This is a genomic window from Variovorax sp. 01N429 (assembly GCF_056399425.1).
Map to the genome: position 1 here is coordinate 105,087 of NZ_JBFTRG010000015.1, position 23,280 is coordinate 128,366.

The 23,280-nt window shown below is 66.3% G+C and carries 21 protein-coding genes; 12 read left to right on the top strand and 9 right to left on the bottom strand.

The window, feature by feature from the left end; all coding sequences use genetic code 11:
• The first annotated feature begins 276 nt into the window (after nt 1-276).
• Entirely contained in the window at nt 277-2,457 is a 2,181-nt protein-coding gene (gene katE, locus AC1DSF_RS23305; RefSeq protein WP_478128681.1) for a catalase HPII, read from the top strand.
• On the opposite strand, the gene AC1DSF_RS23310 is transcribed toward katE, so the two are convergent.
• Nucleotides 2,454-2,588, bottom strand: coding sequence for a hypothetical protein (locus AC1DSF_RS23310; RefSeq protein ID WP_478128682.1), 135 nt, complete (start codon nt 2,586-2,588; stop codon nt 2,454-2,456). The genes katE and AC1DSF_RS23310 overlap by 4 nt on opposite strands.
• 84 nt (nt 2,589-2,672) lie before the next feature.
• Between AC1DSF_RS23310 and AC1DSF_RS23315 the strand changes: the two genes are divergently transcribed.
• Complete coding sequence (locus AC1DSF_RS23315) at nt 2,673-3,710, top strand: M14 family zinc carboxypeptidase (protein ID WP_478183500.1); 1,038 nt, start codon at nt 2,673-2,675, stop codon at nt 3,708-3,710.
• The gene (locus AC1DSF_RS23320) at nt 3,707-4,504 is read left to right on the top strand and encodes an alpha/beta fold hydrolase (protein ID WP_478128684.1); all 798 of its coding nucleotides are present in this window, start codon (nt 3,707-3,709) and stop codon (nt 4,502-4,504) included. Before AC1DSF_RS23315 ends, AC1DSF_RS23320 begins: the two co-directional genes overlap by 4 nt.
• Here the strand turns inward: AC1DSF_RS23320 and AC1DSF_RS23325 are convergent.
• Nucleotides 4,458-5,168 carry a glycine zipper 2TM domain-containing protein gene (locus AC1DSF_RS23325; protein ID WP_478183501.1) on the bottom strand — a complete coding sequence of 237 codons (711 nt, stop codon included), beginning with the start codon at nt 5,166-5,168 and terminating at the stop codon, nt 4,458-4,460. The genes AC1DSF_RS23320 and AC1DSF_RS23325 overlap by 47 nt on opposite strands.
• A gap of 199 nt (nt 5,169-5,367) precedes the next feature.
• On the opposite strand from AC1DSF_RS23325, the gene AC1DSF_RS23330 reads away from it, so the two are divergent.
• Nucleotides 5,368-6,045, top strand: coding sequence for a response regulator transcription factor (locus tag AC1DSF_RS23330; protein ID WP_478183502.1), 678 nt, complete (start codon nt 5,368-5,370; stop codon nt 6,043-6,045).
• A gap of 199 nt (nt 6,046-6,244) precedes the next feature.
• Nucleotides 6,245-6,907, top strand: a complete 663-nt coding sequence (locus AC1DSF_RS23335; RefSeq protein WP_478128687.1) for a hypothetical protein — start codon at nt 6,245-6,247, stop codon at nt 6,905-6,907.
• Here AC1DSF_RS23335 and AC1DSF_RS23340 read toward each other — a convergent pair.
• From AC1DSF_RS23340 to AC1DSF_RS23355, 4 genes are all read right to left on the bottom strand, one after another.
• Entirely contained in the window at nt 6,841-7,110 is a 270-nt protein-coding gene (locus tag AC1DSF_RS23340; protein ID WP_478128688.1) for a hypothetical protein, read from the bottom strand. The genes AC1DSF_RS23335 and AC1DSF_RS23340 overlap by 67 nt on opposite strands.
• Before the next feature lie 73 nt (nt 7,111-7,183).
• Nucleotides 7,184-9,187: a sensor histidine kinase gene (locus tag AC1DSF_RS23345; protein WP_478183503.1), complete on the bottom strand. Its 2,004-nt coding sequence runs from the start codon at nt 9,185-9,187 to the stop codon at nt 7,184-7,186.
• Nucleotides 9,184-10,188 (bottom strand): ABC transporter substrate-binding protein, encoded by a 1,005-nt coding sequence (locus AC1DSF_RS23350; protein ID WP_478183504.1) that lies wholly within the window; start codon nt 10,186-10,188, stop codon nt 9,184-9,186. The genes AC1DSF_RS23345 and AC1DSF_RS23350 overlap by 4 nt, the downstream gene beginning before the upstream one ends.
• A 185-nt stretch (nt 10,189-10,373) precedes the next feature.
• Entirely contained in the window at nt 10,374-12,260 is a 1,887-nt protein-coding gene (locus AC1DSF_RS23355) for an ATP-binding response regulator (protein ID WP_478183505.1), read from the bottom strand.
• A gap of 138 nt (nt 12,261-12,398) precedes the next feature.
• On the opposite strand from AC1DSF_RS23355, the gene phnD reads away from it, so the two are divergent.
• From phnD to fusA, 5 genes are all read left to right on the top strand, one after another.
• The gene (gene phnD / locus AC1DSF_RS23360; RefSeq protein WP_478128711.1) at nt 12,399-13,406 is read left to right on the top strand and encodes a phosphate/phosphite/phosphonate ABC transporter substrate-binding protein; all 1,008 of its coding nucleotides are present in this window, start codon (nt 12,399-12,401) and stop codon (nt 13,404-13,406) included.
• 135 nt (nt 13,407-13,541) lie between these two features.
• On the top strand, nt 13,542-14,198 hold the full coding sequence (tagF, locus tag AC1DSF_RS23365) for a type VI secretion system-associated protein TagF (RefSeq protein WP_478128692.1): 657 nt from the start codon (nt 13,542-13,544) through the stop codon (nt 14,196-14,198).
• Nucleotides 14,195-15,433, top strand: a complete 1,239-nt coding sequence (locus AC1DSF_RS23370; RefSeq protein WP_478128693.1) for a serine/threonine-protein kinase — start codon at nt 14,195-14,197, stop codon at nt 15,431-15,433. The genes tagF and AC1DSF_RS23370 overlap by 4 nt, the downstream gene beginning before the upstream one ends.
• A gap of 13 nt (nt 15,434-15,446) precedes the next feature.
• The gene (locus tag AC1DSF_RS23375) at nt 15,447-16,226 is read left to right on the top strand and encodes a PP2C family protein-serine/threonine phosphatase (RefSeq protein WP_478183506.1); all 780 of its coding nucleotides are present in this window, start codon (nt 15,447-15,449) and stop codon (nt 16,224-16,226) included.
• Between the two features lie 116 nt (nt 16,227-16,342).
• Nucleotides 16,343-18,403, top strand: a complete 2,061-nt coding sequence (gene fusA / locus AC1DSF_RS23380) for an elongation factor G (RefSeq protein ID WP_478183507.1) — start codon at nt 16,343-16,345, stop codon at nt 18,401-18,403.
• Nucleotides 18,404-18,415: 12 nt separating this feature from the next.
• On the opposite strand, the gene AC1DSF_RS23385 is transcribed toward fusA, so the two are convergent.
• Together AC1DSF_RS23385 and AC1DSF_RS23390 are read right to left on the bottom strand one after the other, a co-directional pair.
• A complete protein-coding gene (locus AC1DSF_RS23385) occupies nt 18,416-19,399 on the bottom strand; it encodes a type VI secretion system protein (RefSeq protein ID WP_478183508.1) in 984 nt (327 codons plus the stop codon).
• A 151-nt stretch (nt 19,400-19,550) separates the two neighbouring features.
• On the bottom strand, nt 19,551-20,876 hold the full coding sequence (locus tag AC1DSF_RS23390; protein ID WP_478183509.1) for a DotU family type IV/VI secretion system protein: 1,326 nt from the start codon (nt 20,874-20,876) through the stop codon (nt 19,551-19,553).
• Between the two features lie 236 nt (nt 20,877-21,112).
• On the opposite strand from AC1DSF_RS23390, the gene AC1DSF_RS23395 reads away from it, so the two are divergent.
• On the top strand, nt 21,113-21,787 hold the full coding sequence (locus AC1DSF_RS23395; RefSeq protein ID WP_478128698.1) for a LuxR C-terminal-related transcriptional regulator: 675 nt from the start codon (nt 21,113-21,115) through the stop codon (nt 21,785-21,787).
• Between the two features lie 26 nt (nt 21,788-21,813).
• Nucleotides 21,814-22,485: a phosphoglycolate phosphatase gene (locus AC1DSF_RS23400; RefSeq protein WP_478128699.1), complete on the top strand. Its 672-nt coding sequence runs from the start codon at nt 21,814-21,816 to the stop codon at nt 22,483-22,485.
• A gap of 19 nt (nt 22,486-22,504) precedes the next feature.
• Here AC1DSF_RS23400 and AC1DSF_RS23405 read toward each other — a convergent pair whose 3' ends face one another.
• Nucleotides 22,505-23,092, bottom strand: coding sequence for a chalcone isomerase family protein (locus tag AC1DSF_RS23405; protein WP_478128700.1), 588 nt, complete (start codon nt 23,090-23,092; stop codon nt 22,505-22,507).
• Between the last annotated feature and the right edge of the window lie 188 nt (nt 23,093-23,280).

Below are 23,280 nucleotides of genomic sequence, written 5' to 3' on the forward strand. Positions count from 1 at the left end.
GTTGGGCCGGATGGGGTGGCGAGCAACTCATCCTATGCTCTTCGCGCCGGTGCCGGTGAGGGAATGAGCGCCTCAAGACGCGTAGGCAAACGTCAACCGGCCTCATCAGCCCCGCCCTTTCGTCGGTGCGCTCCTACTGTGAATCACTGGAGACTCCCACACGCTGCGGCGCGCGGCCACTACGGGTTGCGGCACGGGGGCCACATACGCTTGCGAATTGGCACGCACTGCCCTTGCCCTGTCAGCACCGCCAGCTACCCCCGAAGGAATCTCCCGATGACGCAACAGAACAAGGCCGCCGCCCGGCGCCTCAAGCAGAGCGACGGCTATAGCGCGAAGCAGGAGCAACTCGAAGCCTTCACCGTCGACAGCAGCGCCACGCCGCTCACGACGAACCAGGGCGTTCAGATTCCGGACAACCACAACTCGCTGCGTGCCGGTGCGCGCGGCCCGACGCTGCTCGAAGACTTCATCCTGCGCGAGAAGATCACGCATTTCGACCACGAGCGCATTCCGGAACGCGCGGTGCACGCCAGGGGCTCCGCGGCGCATGGCTACTTCGAGGTCTACAAGTCGATGTCGCAATTCACCAGCGCCGACTTCCTGCAGGACCCGTCGGTGAAGACGCCCGTCTTCGCGCGCTTCTCGACCGTCGCAGGCTCTCGTGGATCGGCCGACACGGTGCGCGACGTGCGTGGATTCGCCGTCAAGTTCTACACGCGGCAAGGAAACTACGACCTCGTGGGCAACAACATCCCCGTGTTCTTTGTCCAGGACGCGATCAAGTTCCCCGACCTCGTCCATGCGCTCAAGCCCGAGCCGCACAACGAGATTCCGCAGGCGGCGAGCGCGCACGACACCTTCTGGGATTTCGCCTCGCTCATGCCCGAGACCACGCACATGCTGATGTGGGCGATGTCGGACCGCGCCATCCCGCGGAGCCTGCGCATGATGGAAGGCTTTGGCGTGCACACCTTCCGCTTCGTCAATGCGCGGGGCGACAGCCACTTCGTGAAGTTTCACTGGAAACCCAAGCTCGGCATTCATGGCTTGGCGTGGGACGAAGCGCAGAAGATCGCCGGCAAGGACGCCGACTTTCATCGCCGCGACCTCTGGGAGGCGATCGAGAACGGCGACTTTCCTGAATGGGAACTCGGCGTGCAGATGATTCCGCAGGACAAGGAGCATGCCTTCGGTTTCGATCTGCTCGATCCGACGAAGCTCATTCCCGAAGAGATGGTGCCGGTGCAGCGAATCGGGCGCATGGTGCTCAATCGCAACCCTGACAACTTCTTCGCCGAGACCGAGCAGGTCGCCTTCCACCCCGGCCATGTGGTGCCGGGCATCGACTTCACGAGCGACCCGCTGTTGCAGGGGCGGCTTTTCTCGTACACGGACACGCAGATCTCGCGGCTGGGCGGCGCGAACTTTCATGAGCTGCCGATCAACAAGGCCGTGTGTCCCTTCCACAACTTTCAGCGCGACGGCATGCATCGCCAGACCATCGCGCGGGGACAGGTGGCCTACGAGCCGAACTCGCTGGGCGATGGCAAGGAGTACCGCGTCGATGGCGGGAGCGCCGGCTTCCAGTCGTATCCCGAGGCGCTGGAGTCGCCCAAGGTTCGAAGGCGCAGCCCTTCGTTCGACGACCACTTCACGCAGGCCCGCCTCTTCTTCAACAGCCAGAGCGCGGCCGAGAAGGAGCACATCATCGGCGGCTTTCGTTTCGAGTTGTCGAAGGTCGACGTGCCCGCCATTCGCCAACGCATGGTCGACAACCTCGCGCACGTCGACGAGAAGCTGGCGCGCCGGGTGGCCGAACCTTTGGGCATTGCCGCGCCGGACGCAAAAGCGGCTGCCGGTCGCGCGGGCTTTCGCGAACACCGCATCTCGATGCCGATTGACGAATCGCCCGCGCTTCGCATGGTCGACACCGGCGACGGCTCGGTCAAGACGCGCAAGGTGGCGATCCTCGTCGCGGACGGCATCGATTCAGCCTCTCTCAAGCCCATCCGGGAAGCAATCGAGAAGGCGGGCGCCCAATGCAAGGTGATCGGCCCGCAGCTTGGCACGGTCGCGAGCATGTCCAAGCGGCAACTGGACGTCGACGCCACCTTCGTCAACATGCCGTCGGTGATGTTCGACGCGGTGCTCGTGCCCGCCGGCGCCCAAGGTGCCGAGGCGTTGTCGCGCAACGGCGATGCGGTGCACTTCGTGCTGGAGGCCTACAAGCACTGCAAAGCGATATGCACGGTAGGCGACGGCGTCAAGCTGCTGTCGATGCTCGGCGTGCAGCCCGGCGCGAAGAGCGTTCCCGCCGGCGTGATCGTCGCCGAAACACCGGTGACCAATCTCGGCGACATCGCGGCCGCAACGCAGATTGCGCAGGACTTCGTCGCCGCCATTGCGAAGCACCGGCACTGGGACCGCGCCAACGTGGACAGCGTGCCGGCCTAGCCGGCCGGCGTGCGCCAGCGGGTCGACCAGCGCGACCGCGCCAGCGCGAAGCATTCGACAGTGCCCCACAGGATCGCGACAGCCACGCCGCGCACCTGGCGGCCGGATGAATGCTGGAAGAGACGGCTCATGATCACGCCAGCCTAGCCTGTGCGTGTGACGGATTGATGTCGCGACAGGCCGCTATCCTGCGCGCACCACTCATCCCGCTGCGCGTGACTTCAACAGACCTGCCAACAGACCTGCCCGAACTGCTGGAGCTGCAAAGGCTTGCTGAACTCGCCGGTGCGCACATCACCCGGCGCGTGCTCTGCGAGGTCGATGCGGGCCAACGGCAATTCTCCGTCGAGGCTTTCATGCTCGGCAGTGCGCGCGCGGACGCGCCGGCAGTCGGCTTCTTCGGCGGCGTGCACGGCCTGGAGCGCATCGGCGCCGAAGTCGCCATTGCCTGTCTGCGCAGTCTCGTGATGCGCCTGCAATGGGACGACACCCTTCACCGCCAGCTGGAGTCGGTGCGCCTGGTCTTCGTGCCCCTGGTCAATCCGGGAGGGCTGTGGCTTGGCACGCGCGCGAATCCGAATGGCGTCGACCTGATGCGCAACGCGCCGGTGGAATCCCGCGAGCGCGTGCCCTTCCTCATCGGCGGCCAGCGCGTCAGTGCCGCCTTGCCGTGGTATCGCGGCGCGGAGGGCGCGCCGATGGAGCGCGAGAGCGCCGCGCTGTGCGAACTGGTCGAGGCCGAACTGCTGGGCCGGCCGTTCAGCATCGCGGTGGATTGCCATTCGGGCTTCGGCCTGGCTGACCGCATCTGGTTTCCTTTCGCGCACACGTCGCGGCCGATTGCGCATCTCGCGGAGATGCATGCGCTCTGCGAGATCCTTGACGATTCACTGCTGCATCACCGCTACGTGCTGGAACCGCAGAGCCGGCAATACCTGACGCATGGCGACCTGTGGGATCACCTCTACCTGCGCGCCTGCGACAGAGCCGAAATCTTCCTGCCGCTGACACTGGAGATGGGCTCGTGGCTGTGGGTCAAGAAGAATCCGAGGCAGATTTTTTCGCGCCACGGCATCTTCAATCCGGTGATCGCGCATCGTCAGCAGCGCGTGCTGCGCCGTCACGTCGCATGGCTGGAATTCCTCGTGCGTGCGGCATGCAGTCACGAGCGCTGGGTGCCCACCGGCGCCCGCAGGATCGAACACACGCGCCGTGCGATGGCGCGGTGGTACGGCAAGGAAGGCGCGACATGAGCACGTGGCTGCTGCTGCGCGGACTGACACGCGAAGCGGCGCACTGGGGAGCCTTTCCGGCGATGCTGCGCGATGCCTTGCCCGGGGCGCGCGTCATCGCGATCGATCTGCCGGGCAACGGCGGACTGAATGGGGAACGAAGCCCCGCCCGCATCGAGGACACGGTGGAAAGCTGCCGCCGCGAGTTGCGAAAGCTGGCAATCGAGGAGCCCGTCTGCCTGCTCGCCATGTCGCTCGGAGCGATGGTGGCGATCGAGTGGGCGCGCCGGTACCCCGACGAACTGGCCGCTTGCGCGATCGTCAACACCAGCGTGCGTCCTTTCAGCCCTTGGTACCAGCGCCTCCGGCCATCGAACTATGGGGCGCTGGCAAGCCTGTTGATGCCAGGGCGAGGCGATCGCCAGCGCGAGCAGACGATCCTGCGCATGACCACGCGCCACCCCCGGCAGCCGGCGGCGGTCATCGACGAATGGACGGACTTGCGCCAAACCCGCCGCGTGCACGCTGCCAATGCATTGCGGCAGTTGATTGCCGCTGCGCGCTATCGTGCGCCTGCCGAGGCGCCGGCTGTGCCGCTGCTGGTGCTGGCGAGCCAATGCGACGCGCTAGTGAACGTGCAATGCTCGCGAGCACTCGCGCGGGCATGGAGACTCGCCATCGTCCTGCATCCCACTGCCGGCCACGATCTCCCGTTGGACGATGGGCCATGGCTGGCTCGCCAAATCGCCCAGTGGGCGAGCCTGTCGTTCACTTGCGGCCGTCAGCCGGGCGCAGCACGTTTCCCTTCAGGGTGACGGCCTTGCCGATGGGCGGCGCCGTGCTCGTTTCCACCCTGCGCACCGATCCGTCCTGCATGCGGACGCTGACGTCATAGACGGTCTTCGTGTGCGTGTGCTTTTCGATCGAGTTGCCCGCGAATCCCCCGCCGACCGCGCCGAGCACTGTGGCCGCGGTGCGGCCGTTGCCGCTGCCGATCTGATTGCCGACCAGGCCGCCCACCACGCCCCCGGCCACGGCGCCGACGCCCGATGTGGGTTGCTGGCGTTCCACCTTGCGAACCGACTCGACATGCCCGCAAACCGAGCACGGCTTGACCGGTGCGGGCGCCGGTGCGGAGCCAGAGGCGGCACCCGCAGGATTGGCCTGCACCACCTTGGGCGGAATGACCTCGGGGGCCCTGACGGGTGGCGGTGCCGGTGCCTGTGCCGGGGCCGCAGGTGGCGGAGGCGCGACTGCCTGCACCGGAGGCGGCCCGGGGAAATCGTCCGGCGTCTTGGCGGGCGGCGCCGCTGCGACGGCCGTCGAGGCCGGTGTGGGTGCTGTCGCCGTTGCACTGCCCGTCACTTCCTTGTGAACCAGCGCGCCGCCGAGCGCCGCCACGGCGATCGCCAATACGCAGATCGCCACCCAAAGCGCCTTGGACGGTTGCGACGGTTGCGGTTGCGTTTGCGGTTGCATGAAATCCTTCCTGTCATGGTGCGAAGGCACCGGATCAAGAAACAGCATCGCCGGCGCAGGGCGGCTGTCAATGCGCCCGAATCCCACAAACACTGTGCGTCTGCGGCTACATCGCTTTTGAAAGCCCGCTGTAATTCGCGTTCGTATGATGAACATCCGGCATTGCTCCCGCATTCATCTGCCATCTGCTTATTCATTCATGACGCCATCCAAGGACGACGCCTTCCATCAACTTTCCACGCAGACGCAAACGCCGCTCGTCTGCGTGGTCGACACCGACGAAGCTTTCCGGAATGCGGCATCCCATCAACTGAAGGTCGCCGGTTACCGCGTTCGCGCCTATGGCTCGATCGGCGAACTGCTCGAGACAGAGACGGAGACTGGGGACGAGGCGGCATGCCTTGTCCTGGACCTCCACATGGCCGCACCCGATTGGCTCGACCTGCAGGACGTGATCACGCGCAGCGCAGAGCCTCTTCCCGTCGTCGTGGTGACAGCAAGGGCCAGCGCGCGTGACACCCTTCAGGCCATGAAGGCCGGAGCGCGGGATTTCTTTCTCAAGCCGGTGGACGGCGAGGCGCTCGTGGGTGCAGTGCGAAACGCCGTGGCCCATCACATCTCGCGCCGCGAGGCCTTGAAGCAGGTCGACGCATTGAAGGCACGCTTTGCCACGCTCACACCACGGGAGCGGCAGGTGGCTGCCATGGTCGTGACGGGCGTTCCCAACAAGGACATCGGGATGGCGCTCGGCGCGGCGGAGCGCACGGTCAAGCTGCACCGTGCCAATGCAATGGAAAAAATGGGCGCCCGGTCATTGCCCGACCTTGTCCGGGCACTGGGCCGGATCGAAGCGGGCGTTTCGGGTCAGACTGCCTGAGTCGGCCGGGCGCCCAGCGACGCCCCACGAGAGACCGTGTCCTACATTCCGAAACTCGCCTGCCGGCCCATACTCGCCTGCTTTCGCTCCGGGGGAGATTTCGAATGAACACTCTGATCGTTGACGGCCGGCGGGCCCATGGGCGCCGCCAGTCGGGCGCTGCCAGCGGATGAAGGCATCGCCAGGCGCTCGCAGCTGGATGGCCGCCGGAGTGCGCCATGAATTGCTCACGCGGGCGCTTCCCGCGCTTCGCCACGAAATGGCCGCGCCGGTATCCGTGATTCGCATGAGCGCGCTTCTGCTGAAACGCCAGATGTCGGCCCCGAGCGAAGCGGACATCCCCGCCTGGACCGAGCGGGTGGGCTTGATCGAAGAACAGGTCGCGGCACTCGCGCTCGGCGTTCACGCCTTGCGCGACTGGGAGCTGTCGACCGATGACGAGGGCATCACCCGAGGCGATCTCGTGGCGCGTTGCACGGCGCTCATGCGGGTGGCTTTCGAGCTGCGCGGCATTCGTATCCAGGTCGCCGACGGGCTTTCGCCGGTGGAAGGCGAAAGGCGCTTTCCGTGCGGGGCGGCGCTGCGCTACATGTTTCTCGGGGCATTGGGCTATTTGCACGACAGCGTGCCCAATATCGGAGAGATCCAGGTCGAGCCCGACGGAGAGGATGCACTGCGTCTCTCGGCCCGACCCGGTGAATCCGCGCCCGCCGATCCGTTGGCTCATGCGCATCGCGCGCCCCGCGCGCTGGCCATCGACGCCATTGCGCTGCAATCGCTGGCCGAAGGGCTGGGTTATGCGTTGTCTGTCGAAGCCGACACCGTGTGCTTCGCACTTGGCACTGCGCTGGCGCCGGCCTGAACGCCGCGGGTGGCCGGGGTGGCCGAGGCTCCCGGGGTGGATGCGTCATCGACCTCCGCCATCATCCGGATGCTGCGCTTGACGCGGCCGGTCATCTTCTCGTTCAGGTGCGTCCATCCGCGATACATCGGCACCACGACCAGCCAGCCCACACCGATGACGCCGCCCAAGGCACCCATGTACTCCCAATGCATCGGTTCCATCTCTGTCCGCTCGGCCAAAAATGGCAATGGTAGAGCAGTCGCAAGGCAGCCATGGAGCCGCTGAATGGTGGCGTCAACAGCACGCCAGGGCGCCGGTGCGGCGGGTCGACAGCAATGCCCGAAGTTTCGCTGGCGCGACCGGCTTGGTCAGGAGCATCACGCCGTCCTGGCGCAAACGCTGGAGTGATTCGGGCCCGGTCGCGCCCGACACCAGCACCGTCAGCGCATCGGGCTGAAGCCGGCGCGTGTCCTCGATCACTTCCATGCCGTCTTCATCGCCGGCCAGTTGCAGGTCGCAAAGCACGACGTCGAAATGCGCATCCGATCGGTCGAGCCGCGCGAGTGCTTCCTTGTGCGTGGATGCGCAGTCGACACGGCAGCCCCAGAGTTCGAGCAGGGTCCGGCTGGCGTCGAGGATGGCGGGATCGTCGTCCACCACCAGGCAATGCAGGCCCGCCAGCGGCGCCGGAATGGCGGGTTCTGGTCTGGGCAGCGCCACCCGCCGGGGATCGGCAATCGGGAGATCGAGCGCGAAGGTGCTGCCGGCCTGAAGCGCCGACCGCACGCTGATGCGCGTGCCGAGCAGCAGCGCAATCCGAGCGCAGATCGACAAGCCCAGGCCGAAGCCCTGGCGGCGGTCGCGTTCGGTGTTCGCCACCTGGTAGAACTCTTCGAAGATGCGGGCCTGATGGATGGGTGCGATGCCGACGCCGTTGTCGCGGACCTCGATGCGCACGCTGCGACCCCTGCGCCGCGCGACCACGAGCACCGTGCCGTCCGCCGGCGTGTGGCGAACCGCGTTGCTGACCAGATTGCCCACGATGCGCAGCAGCAAGGCAGGGTCGGTATGGACGGCAAGGCCGCGGTCCTTCCACATCAGCCGCACGCGCGCCGCCTTGGCGGGAGCGGCATGCTGTGCGTCGAGCTGATCGAACACGGCGGCCAACGAGACGTTGGCGCTTGTCGGCGTCAGCACCTGTGCATCGAGCCGCGAGATCTCCAGAAGATCGTCCAGCAGCACGCCCATGAAGTCGGTGGCCTCCTGCAGGCGAAGCACGGCCGGCCGCTGGGCAGGGCTGGCCGTGGGCAGCAGCCCATCGATGAACAGGCCCATCGCATGCAGCGGCTGGCGCAGGTCATGGCTTGCCGCAGCAAGAAAGCGCGCCCGCGACAGCGCCGCCTGCTCCGCCTCGGCCATGCGTTGCAATGCGACCGCAGTGGCTTCGCGCACCTGCTCGTCGCTCAGTTGCCGGTTGCGCTGAAGGCGTTCAGCCAGTCGGTTGATGTCGTGCGCGAGGTTGACGAATTCATGCGGTGCGCGGTGCGTGCGGGCGCTCGCATCGCGGTCGTCTTCCGCCGCCAGCGTCACGACATTGCATCGCGCGTCGAAGCGGCCGGCCTCCAGCGCAGCGACGGTGCGAGAGATCCGGCGCAGCGGCTGCACGACGGCCCGGGCCGTGTGCCGCACCCACGCCCAGGCGAGCAGCAGCGCGATCATCGCAATGCCGATCCCCGCCATCAACGAGCGGGTGCGTTCGTGCGCATAGGCGGTGGTGTCGCGGAAGGTCTGGACCAATCCGATCGGGGCGTCGCCCGCGGCGGTTGCGCCTGCCGGTGCGAAGGCGCTGGTCGGTGAGGCTTCGCGCAAGTTGATGGGCGCCGTGAACGTGCGAAGCTGACCCAGCGGAGCCGGCTTCGGACCGGCGGTGACGAAGATGCCCGCGCCATTGCTGATCTCGACGCGCGTGGCCTGACCACCGCGCAATGCGGCATTGGCGACGTTCTGCAGCGCGGGCACGTCGCCCGCGTAGAGGCTCAGGTCGGACATGGCCGCGACCTGCTTCGCGACCGACTGCCCTTCGGTGTCGAAGGCGGCTTCGAGTGTGACGAGCCGGCTGTTCGTGAACCAGCCAGTGAGCGCCAATGCCACTGCCGCACACGGCACCACGCCGAGGCGGAACAGGTCGCGCTGAAGACTTCCCTCGACCTGCAGGTCGCGACTTTCCACGGCGGGCGGATCGCTCAGGCGCACTTCCGAAGCCGGGGCGACCAATGGATGGGGAGGCGCGGCGTTCATCGGACTGCGGTGACCCGCTCCGTGAGTTCTCGTTCATCAGGCAACCGCAAGCCCAGCCCGCGTGCCACGGTGGTGTTGACGCGCACCGTGGCCGGCGCCGCCGGCTCGACCATGACACCGGCACCGCCGTTCGCGGCCAATTTCTGGCCCATCGCGCGAGCCTGCCGCGCCATTTGCGTCGGCGTCGACACGGCAGCGGCCAGGCCGCCGGAACGCACGAGCCCGTCGTTCGTGCCAAAGACAGGAAGGCCCGCGCCCGCGCCGGCGCGCAGCACCGTCAGGGTGGCAGCCTGGTTGTCGCCGATCATGTCGGGCAGCACGAGCAGGGCATCGCTGTGCGGCACCAGAACCCGCAGCGCCGCAGCCAGCGCTTTCGCATCGGGGGCGTATTCGACCTGGAGGTCCCAGCCTTGGGCGGCCGCCTCCATCTCGCGCACCACGGGCTCCGATTCGGCGGTTGCCACTACACCCAGCCGGCGCTTGTTCGGCAGCACGGCAGCGATCAATGCAAGCTGGTCGCTCATGGCCGGCTCGCGAAGCACCACGCCGATCTGGCGATCGGGGTTCCGCAGGGCCGGGGTCATCTTCAGGATCTCGTAGTCGAGCCGGCTCAGCATCACGAGCACCAGCGGATCCTGCCCGGGTCTCTCCACCGCCACACGAGCGGCAATCATCCCGACGGCCATGGTGATCGGCATGTCCGCGCCCGCGGGGCCGCTTCCGCCGCTTGTCTTCCGCGGGCTCGGGGCGCGGGGCTGATCCACACCAGGTATCCCGGCTGCCACCTGAACGAGGTCGATCGGGCTACCCGCCTCCTGGGTCTCGCGCAATTGCACGACGAAGTCCTTGTGGGCCGCGTTGTCGTCCGCCATCAAGACCGTGAGCCCGGCCGCGCTCGCGACGCTCCATGCCGCCACACCGCAGCCAAAGGCAGTGGCGATGGAGATGGCCGCAATGGCGCTCCGCTTCTGGAGCAATGGGGGGAAACGGTTCGCAGGCATGAAGCTGCATTCGCAGTGAGTCTTGGGACCCAATGTACGGATGCGGCTGTTTGCGCGCGATAAGGCAGAGGGCTTATGTCGCCTGCGCGGGCTCGCATCGTGAGAGGGCAAGGCCGGATCCTCGCCGTGGCGCGGCCTATGTCTGACGGCGTAAGGGCGAACCCAGCCACAACTCAGCAAGGCCGTCAGGCGACTTCGCGCACGGCTGCCAATTGGGCGCAGATCGCCTGGCGCAGCAGCTTGGGCGAGACCGGCTTATAGAGCACGGCCACACCGGCGCTCGCGACTTCACGCAGGCGGTCAGGCTTGGTTTCGCCGGTGACGAGCAGTCGCGCGGTCGACGGCCCGATGCCGTTCGGATGCCGTTCGAGCGCCGCCAGCACGTCCAGCCCGTTGTCGCCGCCTTGCAGGAGCAAATCGCTGATCACCACATCGGGCGGTTCGGCCCATGCGCTCGCGAGCGCCAGCGCTTCGGCGCGGGTCTGGGCGGCCATCACTTCGGCGCCCCAATTCGAGAGGACGACCTGCAGACCTTCGATGATCGTGCGCTCATCGTCGATGACCAGCACGCGGATGTCCTGCAGGCTCGCCTCGTCCTCGGCGATCGCGCCGGCCAGCAAAGGAGCAGGCAGGCTGGTCGGGATCACCGGCTCGGTCGCGCGCACCATCACGCGCACGCAGGTACCCTCGTCGGGGCGCGAGTTGAGCGTGACCCGTGTGTTCAGCAAGGCGGCCAGCCGCTGGACAGTGGCAAGGCCCAGTCCCATGCCGCGCGTGCCGCGGCTGCCGGGGCGGCCGTTCGGGTCGACCTGATAGAACTCCTCGAACACTCTTGCCTGATGGTGTGCCGCGATGCCGATGCCCGTGTCCCAGACATCGATGCGGATGGCTTTGCCGCGCCGGCGTGCACCGATCAGCACGCCGCCTTCGGCGGTATGCCGAAGCGAATTCGAGACCAGGTTGTTGAGGATGCGCGACAGCATCACATAGTCGCAGCGTACCCATGCGTCGGTCTTGCGCACGACCAGCCGCAGGTTCTGCTGCTCGGCCACTGCCCGGAAGTTGCGGCTGATCTCGTCGAAGAGCGTGTCGAGCGCGAAGTCCGCCCATTGCGGCTGCAGCACGCCGGCATCGAGTTGCGACAGATTGAGCAGTTCCGTGAAGAGCCTGTCGAGCGATTCGACGCATTCGCGGATGTGGCCGATGCGCTGCAGGCGTGCCGGGTCGGTTTCGCCGTTGGCCAAGCCATCTGAAAACAACGTGAGCGCGTGCAGAGGCTGCCGCAGGTCGTGGCTGGCCGCTGCGAGCAGCCGCGTCTTGGCCTGGCTCGCGACTTCGAGCTGCTGGTTCTTTCTCGCGAGTTCGGCCGTGGCGTTGGTGATGCGGATCTCGAGCTGGCTGCGGCTCTCCGACAGCGCGCGTGCCGCCTGGTTGAAACCATCCTGCAGGCGACGGACCTCGGCCGTGCCCTGGACCTTCACCTGAGCCTCTTCGCCCGCGCCGAGCCGATCGACGGCTTCTCCGAGCTCGCGAATCGGCGCGCTGATGCGTCGCGCCGCCCACCAGCCCGCCAGTCCGACGCCGACCAGGCTTGCAAGAAGCACCAGGAGCACGTTGATCCACACAGCTTGCCTGGCACTCTCGACGGCGGAGAGGCTCGTCTCGACCATCACCTTGCCGGCGTGCCTGCCGTCGTCCCCGATGATGGGCGCGATCACGCGCAGCCCTTCGCCGCGCTTGCCGGTCGTGCTTTCCGAACTGGCGACGATCTCCCCGTCTTCAGACCAGATCTGCACTTGCTGCACATGCGGCTGATGGCTGCCCGACTGCGCCGTGCGTTGCAGCGCGCGACGATCCATGTGCTGAATCTGCGATTGGGCCACCGTGGCGACCTGCAGTGCGACCGTCTGCGCGTTGGCGCGCATCAACTCGGTCACGTTGGCCAGGTGCTGGCGGGTCAGCACCCCGATCGCGCCCAAGGTGGCGACCATGGCCGGCAGCAGCGCCAGAAGCACGAGTTGCTGCGCCAGCGTGAGGCGCAGCCGACGGAGGGCGCGAGGGGGCCAGGTCATGGAGGAATGGCGAAAAATGACACGTGCATGAGTAAGATGGTTTTTAATTGTGTTCTCGACTGTATGGGTTTGACCAGCCTTGCCTCCATCGCATCCCGACCGGACTGGTTCCGGTCGCCGGCGCGGAGCGTCGGCGTGATGCTGGCGCGAGCGGCCTTGGTCCTGCTTCTGACTTGTCAGGCGGTCGCTTCGGCACAGACGGCTTACCCGCCGGCCGGCACGGCCACACCTTTGCGCTTCGGCATCCTGCCGCTGGGCGGCGCCTTCGAGTCGCGCAACGACTGGGAGCCCTTGCTTGGTGACATGAGCCGCGCCATCGGCCGGCCGGTCACGATGCTTTCAGTGACCTCGTACGAGGCGCTTGAGCAGGCCATCCAGCGCAATCAGGTCGACATGGCCTTCCTCTCCGGCAAGATGGCGCTCGACGCCGTGACGCTGCGTCGCATGAACGTCGTGGCGCAGGTGACCCGCCACGACGGCCTGCCTGGCTATCGCGCCTTGCTGTTGACGCGCAAGACCGGCGACTACACGAGCCTGAAGAGCCTGCTGGCCGAGCCGGAGAAGTGGCGCATCGCGCGCGGAGAGAGTCGATCGGTGTCGGGCTTCATCGTGCCGCAATTGCAACTCTTCCTGCCCAACCACATCGCCATGGAAACGCGCTTTCGCAGCGAAGTGGTCGGCACGCACCAGGCGACAGCGCTGGCGGTCGCCAATGGCGAGGCGGATGTCGCGACCAACAACACGGCCGACTTTGAACGGTTCAAGTTCCAATTCCCCGCCGAGGCGGATCGGCTGCAAGTCATCTGGGAATCCGAGCTCATTCCGCATGCGCAGATCGTCATCCGGCGCGAATACGAGCCCGCGTTCCAGAAGCAGGTGCAGGGCTTTCTTGTCGAATATGCGCGCAGCAGGGGGCCGCGCGGAGATTCGGAGCGTGCTGTCCTGAAGTCGCTCCACGACCTTGCAGGTTTCATGGCGGCGGACAACACGTCATTGTTGCCGGCCGCAAAACTGGCCTACCAACTGGCTCGGCAGAGCGCGATGACTTCGCAATGGGTGAATGAAGCGGCACGCCAGGCGCGCCTGCAGCGCATCGAGACCACTTACGCCGACCAAGTGAGCGCGTTGCGCGGCGAAAGCCGTTGAACTTCGCGCGAGCGCAAGGCACGATAGTTCCTTCGCCGTAAGCCGCCATCTCACCGTAGGCCATCAGCCGGATTTGTTGCCGCGGCGGCGGGGACGAAACTGGGTGTTTCGACTGAGGCCTTGGCCGGAGGTTTTGTGAACGGCGAAGCGGATACCGTCCTTGGAGATGCGGCGCCGGGCTGGTTCGGCAAGCTGCCGGGTATGCACGACTTCGCGCATCGCCGCCTGCCGGCCGGGTTCAGCGAAGACTGGGACAACTGGTTGCGCACGGGTCTCGGACGGATTCGGGTCCGTCATCAGGACCAAAGCGAGCGCCGCCTCGATGCGCCGCGCTGGTGTTTCGTGCTCGGAAATGGTGTCGTCCAGACGCCATCGTGGATCGGCGTTCTCATTCCTTCGGTTCCGTCCGATGACGCAATGGGGCACTTCCCCTTCACGCTCGTGACTGAGTTGCTGTCTTCACATGCCGAACTCACGGGCGAGGCGCTGGCGAGCGTGCGCCAGTGGTGGGTGCTGGCCACCCGCGCCGTTTGCCAGGCACTGGAAGACAAGCTCGACGCGGTCGGCTTTGAAGTGCTGCTGCATCAGCTCTTCGAGAGCCGCGCTGCGCCTGTGGCCGACGACAAAGGAGCCGTGCTCGCGTTGCCCGTGGTGGGGCAGTCGCTGTGGTTCACCGACCCGACAGCCGAAGGGGGCTTGGGAATGGCAAGCCAGGGCTTGCCGCAGGACGACCAGTTCGAAGCACTCTTCGGCGGTGCCGGCGCAGCCGCACCGGGCGCGGAGGACGCATGAATCGACCGGCCGCACCCAGGGCGAAGACCGCGCTCCTGAGCGAAGGCCCGACCGTTGCGCCGACGATTGCGCCGACCTTGCGACCTCCGCCGCGCAACCTTGGAGCGGGGTTGCTGGCGGTCGGCAGCCGGCTCGCTGAATTCGAGGTGACACGCATCGTCGGCCAGGGCGGCTTCGGCGTCGTCTATGAGGCTTGGGACCCGATCCTCGAGCGCGTCGTGGCAATCAAGGAATACCTGCCGACGGCGTTGTCGGCGCGCAGGATGGACGGCGTGGTCGTGCCGCTGTCCGAGCGGCATCGCGAAACCTTCGAACTGGGCATGCGCAGCTTCATCAAGGAAGCGCGCCTGCTGGCGCAGTTCGGGCACCCGTCGCTGCTCAAGGTCTACCGCTTCTGGCAGGAGCGCGGCACGACCTACATGGTCATGCCGTTCTATCGCGGCGACACGCTCAAGCAGGCGCTGGCCGCGTTGACCGGCGGTGCCGAAGAAGGCTGGCTGCTGCGCATCATGGACGGCGTCACCCAGGCGCTGGCGGTGATGCACCAGGCACAGTGCTACCACCGCGACATCGCGCCGGACAACATCATCCTGCTCGAAGGCTCCGGCCGGCCGGTGGTGCTCGATTTCGGGGCGGCCAGGCGCGTGATCAGCGACAGGACACAGATCATCACCGTGATCCTCAAGCCGGGCTATGCGCCTGTCGAGCAATACGCCGAGACGCCTGACATGGCGCAAGGCGCGTGGACCGACGTTTACGCGCTGGCCGCGGTCATGCATGTCGCGGTATGTGGCCGCGCGCCGCCGCCTTCGGTGGCACGCCTTCTTGCGGACAGCCATCGGCCACTGGCGCAGGACGAAGCGCTGCGCCGGCGGTACAGCGAGCGGCTGCTGGCGGCGATCGACGCGGGGCTTGGCGTGAGACCGGAGTCGCGTCCGCAATCGATGGCGGCATTTCGGGAGGCCATGGGTCTCGAACCGATCGCGGCGCCGATGCGTCCGGTTCCGGTTGTCGGGCGGCGCACGGCACCTGCAGGCTTGCCGCCGCCGACTTCGCCGACTTCGCCGACTTCGCCGACTTCGCCGACTTCGCCGACTTCGCCGCCGCAGGCACCGACGGGCGTCGAACGCAAGAGGCGCTTCGCTCTGACACCCATCATGGCCGTGGCGCTGGCGGTGGCCGTCCCGATCGTCATCGCCGTCCTCGTTGCATGGCAGGCGTTCGGCGCCCGCTGAAATGGACTTGAAAGTGACACTGAAAGTGAAAGGCGCCCCGGTGGACTTGGAGATCGTCAGCCTGTCGAGGCAGGGCGACCGGCAGTACAACGAAGACGTCTTCGGCCAATGGAGGGACGAACGCTTCGTCGCCTGCGTGGTGGCCGATGGTGCCGGGGGCCATGGCGGCGGCGATGTCGCGGCCGAGATCGCCTGCGCCAGCGTGCTCCAGGGCTTTGCAGCGGCGCCGGGGCTCGAAAGCGGCAGGCTCCGGCACCTGCTGGAGGAGGCCAATCGCGCCGTGGTGGCGCGCCAAGCCGAAGGCGGCAGGCTGGCCGCGATGCGCTCCACCGTCGTCATGGCCGCCATCGATCTTCATGCGCATGAGATCGCATGGGCGCATACCGGCGACAGCAGGGCCTATCTGTTTCGGGATCGGGCCATGGTGACCCGTACCGTCGACCACAGCTTCGTCCAACAGATGGTGAGCAGCGGATTGATCGACGAGGAACACGCGAGGCAACATCCGCGACGCAATCTGCTGCTGTCGGCGCTTGGCGCTCCCGACGAAGAGCTCGACGTCGAAGTGTCCAGGCGCATGCCGCTCGTGGCGGGAGATGCGGTGCTGCTGTGCAGCGACGGCGTCTGGGAGGTGCTGGGGGACGTCCGGCTGTGCGAGACGCTGCGGGCCTCGCGCGACGCGAGCGAGTGGATCGCGAACATCGGGGATGAAGTGAGCGCGCACGCGGTGCCGGGGCAGGACAACTACACCGCCGTCGCCATTTGGCTCAATGGAGGCCTGAACCGATCCTGACCCCGCATCGGCTTGCGTCCGGCCAGTCAATCCCGTACGCTGGCTTGCCGTCCAGACGACGCGCGGCCCGGTCGGGCCGTTCGCGGCCGTCTCCGGGGTGTCGAGGAGACCCACTCATGCCAAGCCGATCGAACGGCCTCGCGGCCGAAATGGAAGCGGTGCGGACGCTGGCGCTCGTTGGAGCGTCCGCTTCCGGCAAGACCACGCTCGCCGAGGCGCTGCTCCACAGAACAGGCGCCATCGGTGCACCGGGCAGCGTCGAACGCGGCAGCACCGTCAGCGATCACGATCCGCTCGAACGGCGAATGCAGCACTCGCTGAACGCGTCGATCATGCATATGACGCATGCGGACACGCGGATCCACTTCATCGACACGCCCGGCGGCTCGGACTTCCTGGGCCAGAGCCTGCCAGCCCTGGAAGCCGTCGAAACAGCAGCGATCGTCATCAACGCCAGCACCGGCGTCGAGCAGATGGCTGTGCGCATGATGGAATACGCGGCGTCCCGGCATCTCACGCGCATGGTGATCGTGAACAAGATCGATGCCCAAGGCGTCGACCTGCCCGGGCTGCTGGCGCAGATCCAGGCCGCGTTCGGCCGCGAATGCCTGCCGCTGAACCTGCCGGACGACAACGGCAACCGCGTGGTCGACTGCTTCTACAGCCGCGACGGGCATTGCGACTTCGGCGCTGTCGACGCTGCGCACCGCGCCCTCGTCGAACAGGTGGTCGAGGTCGATGCGGCCTTTGTCGATCGCTACCTGAACGACGGAGATGTCGACCCGAGCGAGCTGCATGCACCGCTGGAGCAGGCGCTGCGTGAAGGCCATCTGATCCCCGTCTGCTTCGTATCGGCGCGCACAGGGGCGGGCGTGGCGGAACTGCTCGACGTGATGGTCAAGCTGCTGCCGGATCCGACCGAGGCCAATCCGCCGGACTTCGTCGTGGGAGAAGGGGCCTCGGCTGAACCCATGGCGGCTCGGCCGGACCCTTCATTGCACGTGCTGGCGCACGTGTTCAAGGTCACGGTCGATCCTTACGTGGGCAAGATGGGCATCTTCAGGGTGCACCAGGGAACCGTGACCCGCGACAGCCAACTCTTCGTGGGCGATGGCCGCAAGCCCTTCAAGGTCGGCCATCTCTTCATGCTGCAGGGCAAGGACCATGTGGAGGTGTCGCGCGCGCTTCCCGGTGACATCGTGGCCGTGGCGAAGGTCGATGAGATTCGCTTCGACTCCGTTCTGCACGACGCGGCCGAGGACGACCATGTTCATCTGGCGCCGCTGGAGTTTCCGGTGCCGGTACACGGCCTCGCCATCGAGCCCAAGCGGCATGGCGACGAGCAGCGCATGTGGGAAATCCTCGGCAAGCTGGTGGGGGAAGACCCGTGCCTGCGTGTCGAGCACGTGGCCGCGACCAATGAATCGGTGGTGTACGGGCTTGGCGAGTTGCATCTGCGGGTATTGCTCGACCGCCTGAGGGAGGTGTATCGCTTCGAGGTCAACACGCGCCCGCCGCGGATTGCCTACCGGGAAACAGTGACGGCACCGGCCGAGGGCCATCATCGCCACAAGAAGCAGACCGGCGGCGCGGGCCAGTTCGGCGAGGTGTTTCTTCGCATCGAGCCGCTGGCGCGCGGCGAAGGCTTCGAGTTCGTCGATCAGGTGAAGGGCGGAACGATCCCCGGCCAGTTCATTCCCGCCGTTGAGAAGGGCGTGCGCGAGGTGCTGACGACCGGCGCGATCGCCGGTTACCCGGTCGTCGACGTGCGCGTGGTGGTCTACGACGGAAAGCACCACAGCGTCGACAGCAAGGACATCGCCTTCGCCACGGCGGGCCGCAAGGCGTTCATGGCCGCGATCCGCGAGGCGCGGGCGATCGTGCTGGAGCCTATCGTGCAGATCGAGATCGCCGCACCCGATAGCGCGGTCGGCGACGTCACGGGCGACCTGTCGTCGCGGCGCGGGCTCGTGACCGGCACGTCGAATCTGGCGGCCGGCACGATCGTCGTTCGGGGCCAGGTGCCGATGTCGGAGTTGTCCAGCTATCAGTCGCGGCTCAATGCGATGACCAGCGGCCAGGGGCGCTACACGATCGCGTTATCGCATTACGAAGCCGTTCCGCCCAGTGTTCAGCAGACCTTGATGGGCCAACACCGCGTGCGCGACGAAGATTGAAGCCTGCAAGCGTCAGATCCGCGTCGAATCGAAATCGCTGTCGCTGCCGGCGCCGGGTCTTCTCGAATGCGCAAGCGGCTGGTCGGTGGGAAGAAAGCGCGTGAAGAGATCCTGCGCGAAGGCGCCGCCGCTGCCGTCGGGCAGTGCGGCCGTGAAGTAGAGCCCTCGCCAGCGCGGCGAGCGCGGTCCCCGGCCATTGCCGAAGAGGCAGTCCGCCGTAGCGCGAAGGCCCGGTTGCAGCGACCGGACCTGCTCCACGAAGGCATGGATCGCCCGCCGCTCGGCCGGGTGTTCGCTGGAACGGAAAAGCGCCATCCGCAGTGCATACATGCGCTGCATGAACTCCGCGAAGAGTCCGTCCAGCTGGGTGTCGGCCGGCGCGCGAGGCGATGCGTCGTTGCGCAGCCGATGACCGAGCGCCTGCGAGAGAACTTGCTGCGGCAGCGAGTCGCGCACGACCTGATAACCGTCGAGGCGCTCCAGGCCGGTCACCACGAGATAGACCGGCAATTGAATGCGCAGATGCTCCGCTGCTTCCTGCACGAGCGTGCGCAGCCGTTGGGCGACCGTTGCCCTGCCGCGTGCAGTGTCCAGCAGCATCGAGACGCTGACGCACACCACGATGCCGTTGAGCGGCAATCGCTTGCGGCGCTCCGCGAGTTCCAGCAGGGCGCAATACCAGAGGCTGCGATCGCTGGGGCTCTGCGGGTCGGCCGTCCAGTGCGGATCGATGTCGATGGCGATCATCGACGTCAGTCGCTGCCAATGCCAGAAGGCAAATGGCTGGCTGGCGCTGTCGGGTGGTGCCGACGAACGACCGCTCGCTGCGGCGAGCAGATCGGGCACGTTCGCCAGGGGATCGCCCACGAACAGGAACCATGGGATGGCGTAGAGCGGATTGCGCACCGCACCCGAAGGCTTCACATTGGCGAGTGACTGCAGCTGGCTGGCGAGGGGCGCCTTGATCCTGATGACGTCGGCGTCTGTGGGCGACACGTGGCCCTCCGCGGAATTTTCGATGCACATGCGCAAGCGCCGCCGACGCGCGGCCCGGCCAGAACCCAGCAGCGCCCACCACAGGCTGAGGAAGGCGAGCAGGCACGCCACGAGCAAAGACCAGAAATGAGCGGGTATCGAAGTCATCGCATCAGCGTGGAACCGTCTCGAGAAAGACGAAGTCGGCGATCACCTGCGCGCCGGTATCAGCCGTCGCCAGCGACTCTCGCAAGCGCTGCAGGTAGGCGGAGGCCAGCTCGAAGGGTGGCCTGTCCGCGGTATCGCTGAAGGGAGTCGGCGACGACAGGGCCGTGAGGAGCACGGTGCCGAACGGCGGCGCCACGAGCCAGCTCGCGGGGATATCCTTGCCCAGCTCGATCACTTCGCTGGCCCGCACGCGCGGCTGCCCCCTGCCCGCGTTGAGATGCATCACCGCACCGTCGGCGGTGTAGTAGTCGACCCAGAGATAGCCTTCGTACTTGGCGTTCGTCACCTGGAACAGCACGGGATCGCCCTCGCGCAGCCTGCCATGGTGTGCGGTCGAAGCCTCCACCTTCAGGCCGAGGCCCATGTCACGGTTGCGGGCCTGGTGGGTCTTCAGGATCGCAACCACCTCGCAATGAGGCCAGACCCGCAACTGCAGGTCGAAGTTTGCGGCACTGACTCCCGGAAGGGCGCGCACATCCTCCTGCACCTTCGCCACCTGCTCCGATTGAGACACGAAGCCGCTGACCTGGACCATCCCGTCCGGTGTGACCGCCGCCGAAAGATCCGTGCAAGCGTAAGTCTGCAGTTGCTGGTCGACACGCTGGACGAGCGTGGGCGGTGATTCCCGAGGCGACGCCATCAGCACCGAGAACAGATAAGCCAGCGGAATGGCGGCCGCCAGCGCGGCGCCCGTGCGCAACAGCGCCCGCTTGCGGCCTTGCGGATCGCGCGGGCCTGGCGGATCGGGCATGCCATAGGGCTGCGGAGTGATGTGATCCTCGGCCAGTTTTTCCAGGCATGCAGGTTGGATTGCCAACTGCTTGCCGTGGAGCTCCTTGAGCTTGCCAAGTTCGCCACGGTCGTCGCCTTCGAAGTAATACTGGCCCTTGAAACCAAGCGCCAGTGCGTGCCAGTACACCTCGCGCACTTCCTGCTCGCCAGCAGGCAGCGCGGAAAGATGGTGGAAGAACTCGCTGTGTGCGTTGTTCGAATTGAAGAGCACGACTTGCAGCGGCTCCGTCCCGTCCGCGCAATCGGGATGCCGGGCGAGGATTTCGTCGATCCAGGCCACCATCGCAAACAGCGCGGATTCGACCTGTTCTGCCGGCTTGTCCAGCTTGCGAGCGGCCGCTCGGGCCTCTTCGAGGAGCATGCGTGCCTTGCGCCGGGCCGCATCGCATGAGCCATTGACGCGGCCTGCGGCGATCGATGCATCGAGCGCGAGGCCAAAGGAGAGCAGGGGCGAAAAGCAGTCGAGCAGGCGCGCCATGCGGAGCTCGGGGCTAGGCTTTGCTGGCGACGGGGTGGACGCTGCGATTGCGCCCGCATCGATGGCACATGGCCGTTTTTCCCTGTCGTTTCTGGATTGGGAAACGATTCTTTCATGCGCGCGGGCGCGCGCTATACCGCTTGGGAGCTATGTCGTTCGTAGGCAAATCCGCCTTGATGCGGGCGGGTTTCGCCGGTATCTTCGGCGTGCTGAGTTCATCAATGATGGGGCAAGCCATGAAAATCCTGATCGCCGACGACCACCGGCTCGTCATCGAGGCGGTCAAGGCCAAGCTGTCGGAACTGCAGTCCGAAATCGAATTCGTCCTGGCAATGAGCGTCGACGAATTGCTCGCCGGTGCATCCGACGACATCGACCTGGCCATGATCGACCTGAACATGCCGGGCGCCGAGGGCCAGGCTCACATCGACGAGATTCGCCGCCGGCACCCGGCGGTCCCGGTGATCGTGCTTTCCGGCTACGAAGATCCGGCCATCATGCGCAGTGCGCTCGAGCGGGGTGTGCTTGGCTTCATCCCCAAGGCCTATTCACCCGAGGTGATGCTGTCGGCCGTGAGGCTGGTGCTGGCCGGTGGCATTTATGTGCCGCCGATGATGTTGTCGGCCGTGCCGCCGGGCGTCATCGCAGGGATTCCGGGTACCGAGGGGGCACAGCGTGGGTCGGCCGCGGCTTCCGCACAGACACTGGAGCATCTTCGCAATGTGCTGACGGAGCGGCAGGTCGAGGTGCTGCAGCTCCTGTCGCAGGGCAAGCCCAACAAGCTGATCGGGCGTGCGCTGGGCATCAGCGAAGGCACCGTCAAGATCCACCTTGCTGCGATCTTCCGCGCGCTGAACGTGCGCAACCGGACAGAGGCGGTCGTTGCCGCGCAGTCGCTGACCGAAGCCTGAGGGGTCGGCGCCTTTATCCTCGGGCGATGGCCCTGGATCTTGCAAACTTCGACGCGGCGATCATCGACCTCGACGGCACGTTGATCGACACCATCGGCGATTTCCTCATCGCCTTGAACCGCATGCTCGATGAACTCGACCTGCCGCACGTCGATGCACCGACAGTGACGGCCATGGTCGGCAAAGGCTCGGAGCACCTTATCCACTCCGTGCTCCAGCAGGTGCGAGCTACTTCTTTGGATGAGACCGCGTGGTTCGATCGCGCGTGGCCGCGCTACCAGCACCACTATCTCGCCATCAATGGTCAGCATGCCGCGGTGTACCCCGGCGTCGTGGAAGGCCTTGCGGCCCTGCAGGCGCGCGGTCTGCGCCTGGCCTGCCTGACGAACAAGCCGACCGCCTTCGCGCGGCCCTTGCTGGCCGCCAAGGGGCTGGACAAATTCTTCGACGTCATGTTCGGCGGCGATGCCTTCGAACGCAAGAAGCCCGACCCACTGCCGTTGATCAAGGCTTGCGAAGCGCTGGGCGCTCCACCGGCGCGGACCTTGATGATCGGCGATTCGAGCAACGACGCGAGGGCCGCGCGCGCCGCCGGTTGCCCCGTGGTGCTGGTCACCTATGGCTACAACCATGGCGAACCGATCCGCGGCGTGGACGCGGACGGGTTTGTCGATTCGCTGGCAGAGATCGGCGCGTAGCCCAGGCGGCCTGCCTGCGCTACTTGCCGAGCAAGGCGTCCTTCAGCTTCCAATCGGCAGGCGCGGGGCCGAGCCAGATCCGCATCAGTGCGTTGAAGAAGGCTTGCTCCTTGATGGGCTCACCCTGCGGAACGCCTTTCACCGAAATTACCGTGCCGGTGCCCGGCGCCCAGTCGACGGTGAAGGTGTCGCCTGCCTTCAACTGCTTCTGGTCCGAGAAGATCTGGCTCATGCGCAGCAGGCCGGGAATCAGTTGCGACATCTCTGCCTTGGGCGAGTTGTCTTCCACGCCGCGGGTGAAGAGCTTGCCCAGCTCATTCGAGTCGATATCGCGCAGCATGGTGATGCTCATGCGCTTTGCACCCGGTGCGGCGAGCACTTCTTCGGGGCTCGCCGCCTTCTTGCTCAGGTAGAGACCGGCCGTATAGACCTTGAACACAGCCTTGTAGCGAACGCCCGCGCCATTGAGTTGCAGCTTGCTTCCGTGCAGATCGAGGGCTTCATCGATCTTGACGCCTCCGACATCGATCTGGGCGGCCAACGTCGCATGCGACGCAAGAGTGAGGGCGGTCAGCGCGAGTGCGCGCCGAAGAGCAAGCTGAAACATCAATTCCTCCTTAGGTTCTGGGGTGCGAAAAGCGTGCAATGTATCTTTTTGTACCTTCGTTGTCCCTCGGCTAAACTCCGCATTCCATGTTCATTCATCACGTCATTCAGACAGGTCAAGGCAGCCGGGGAGCCTGGCCTTGGCGCACGCCATCGACGTTGCTTGCTTGATTGCACGGCGCACGCCGT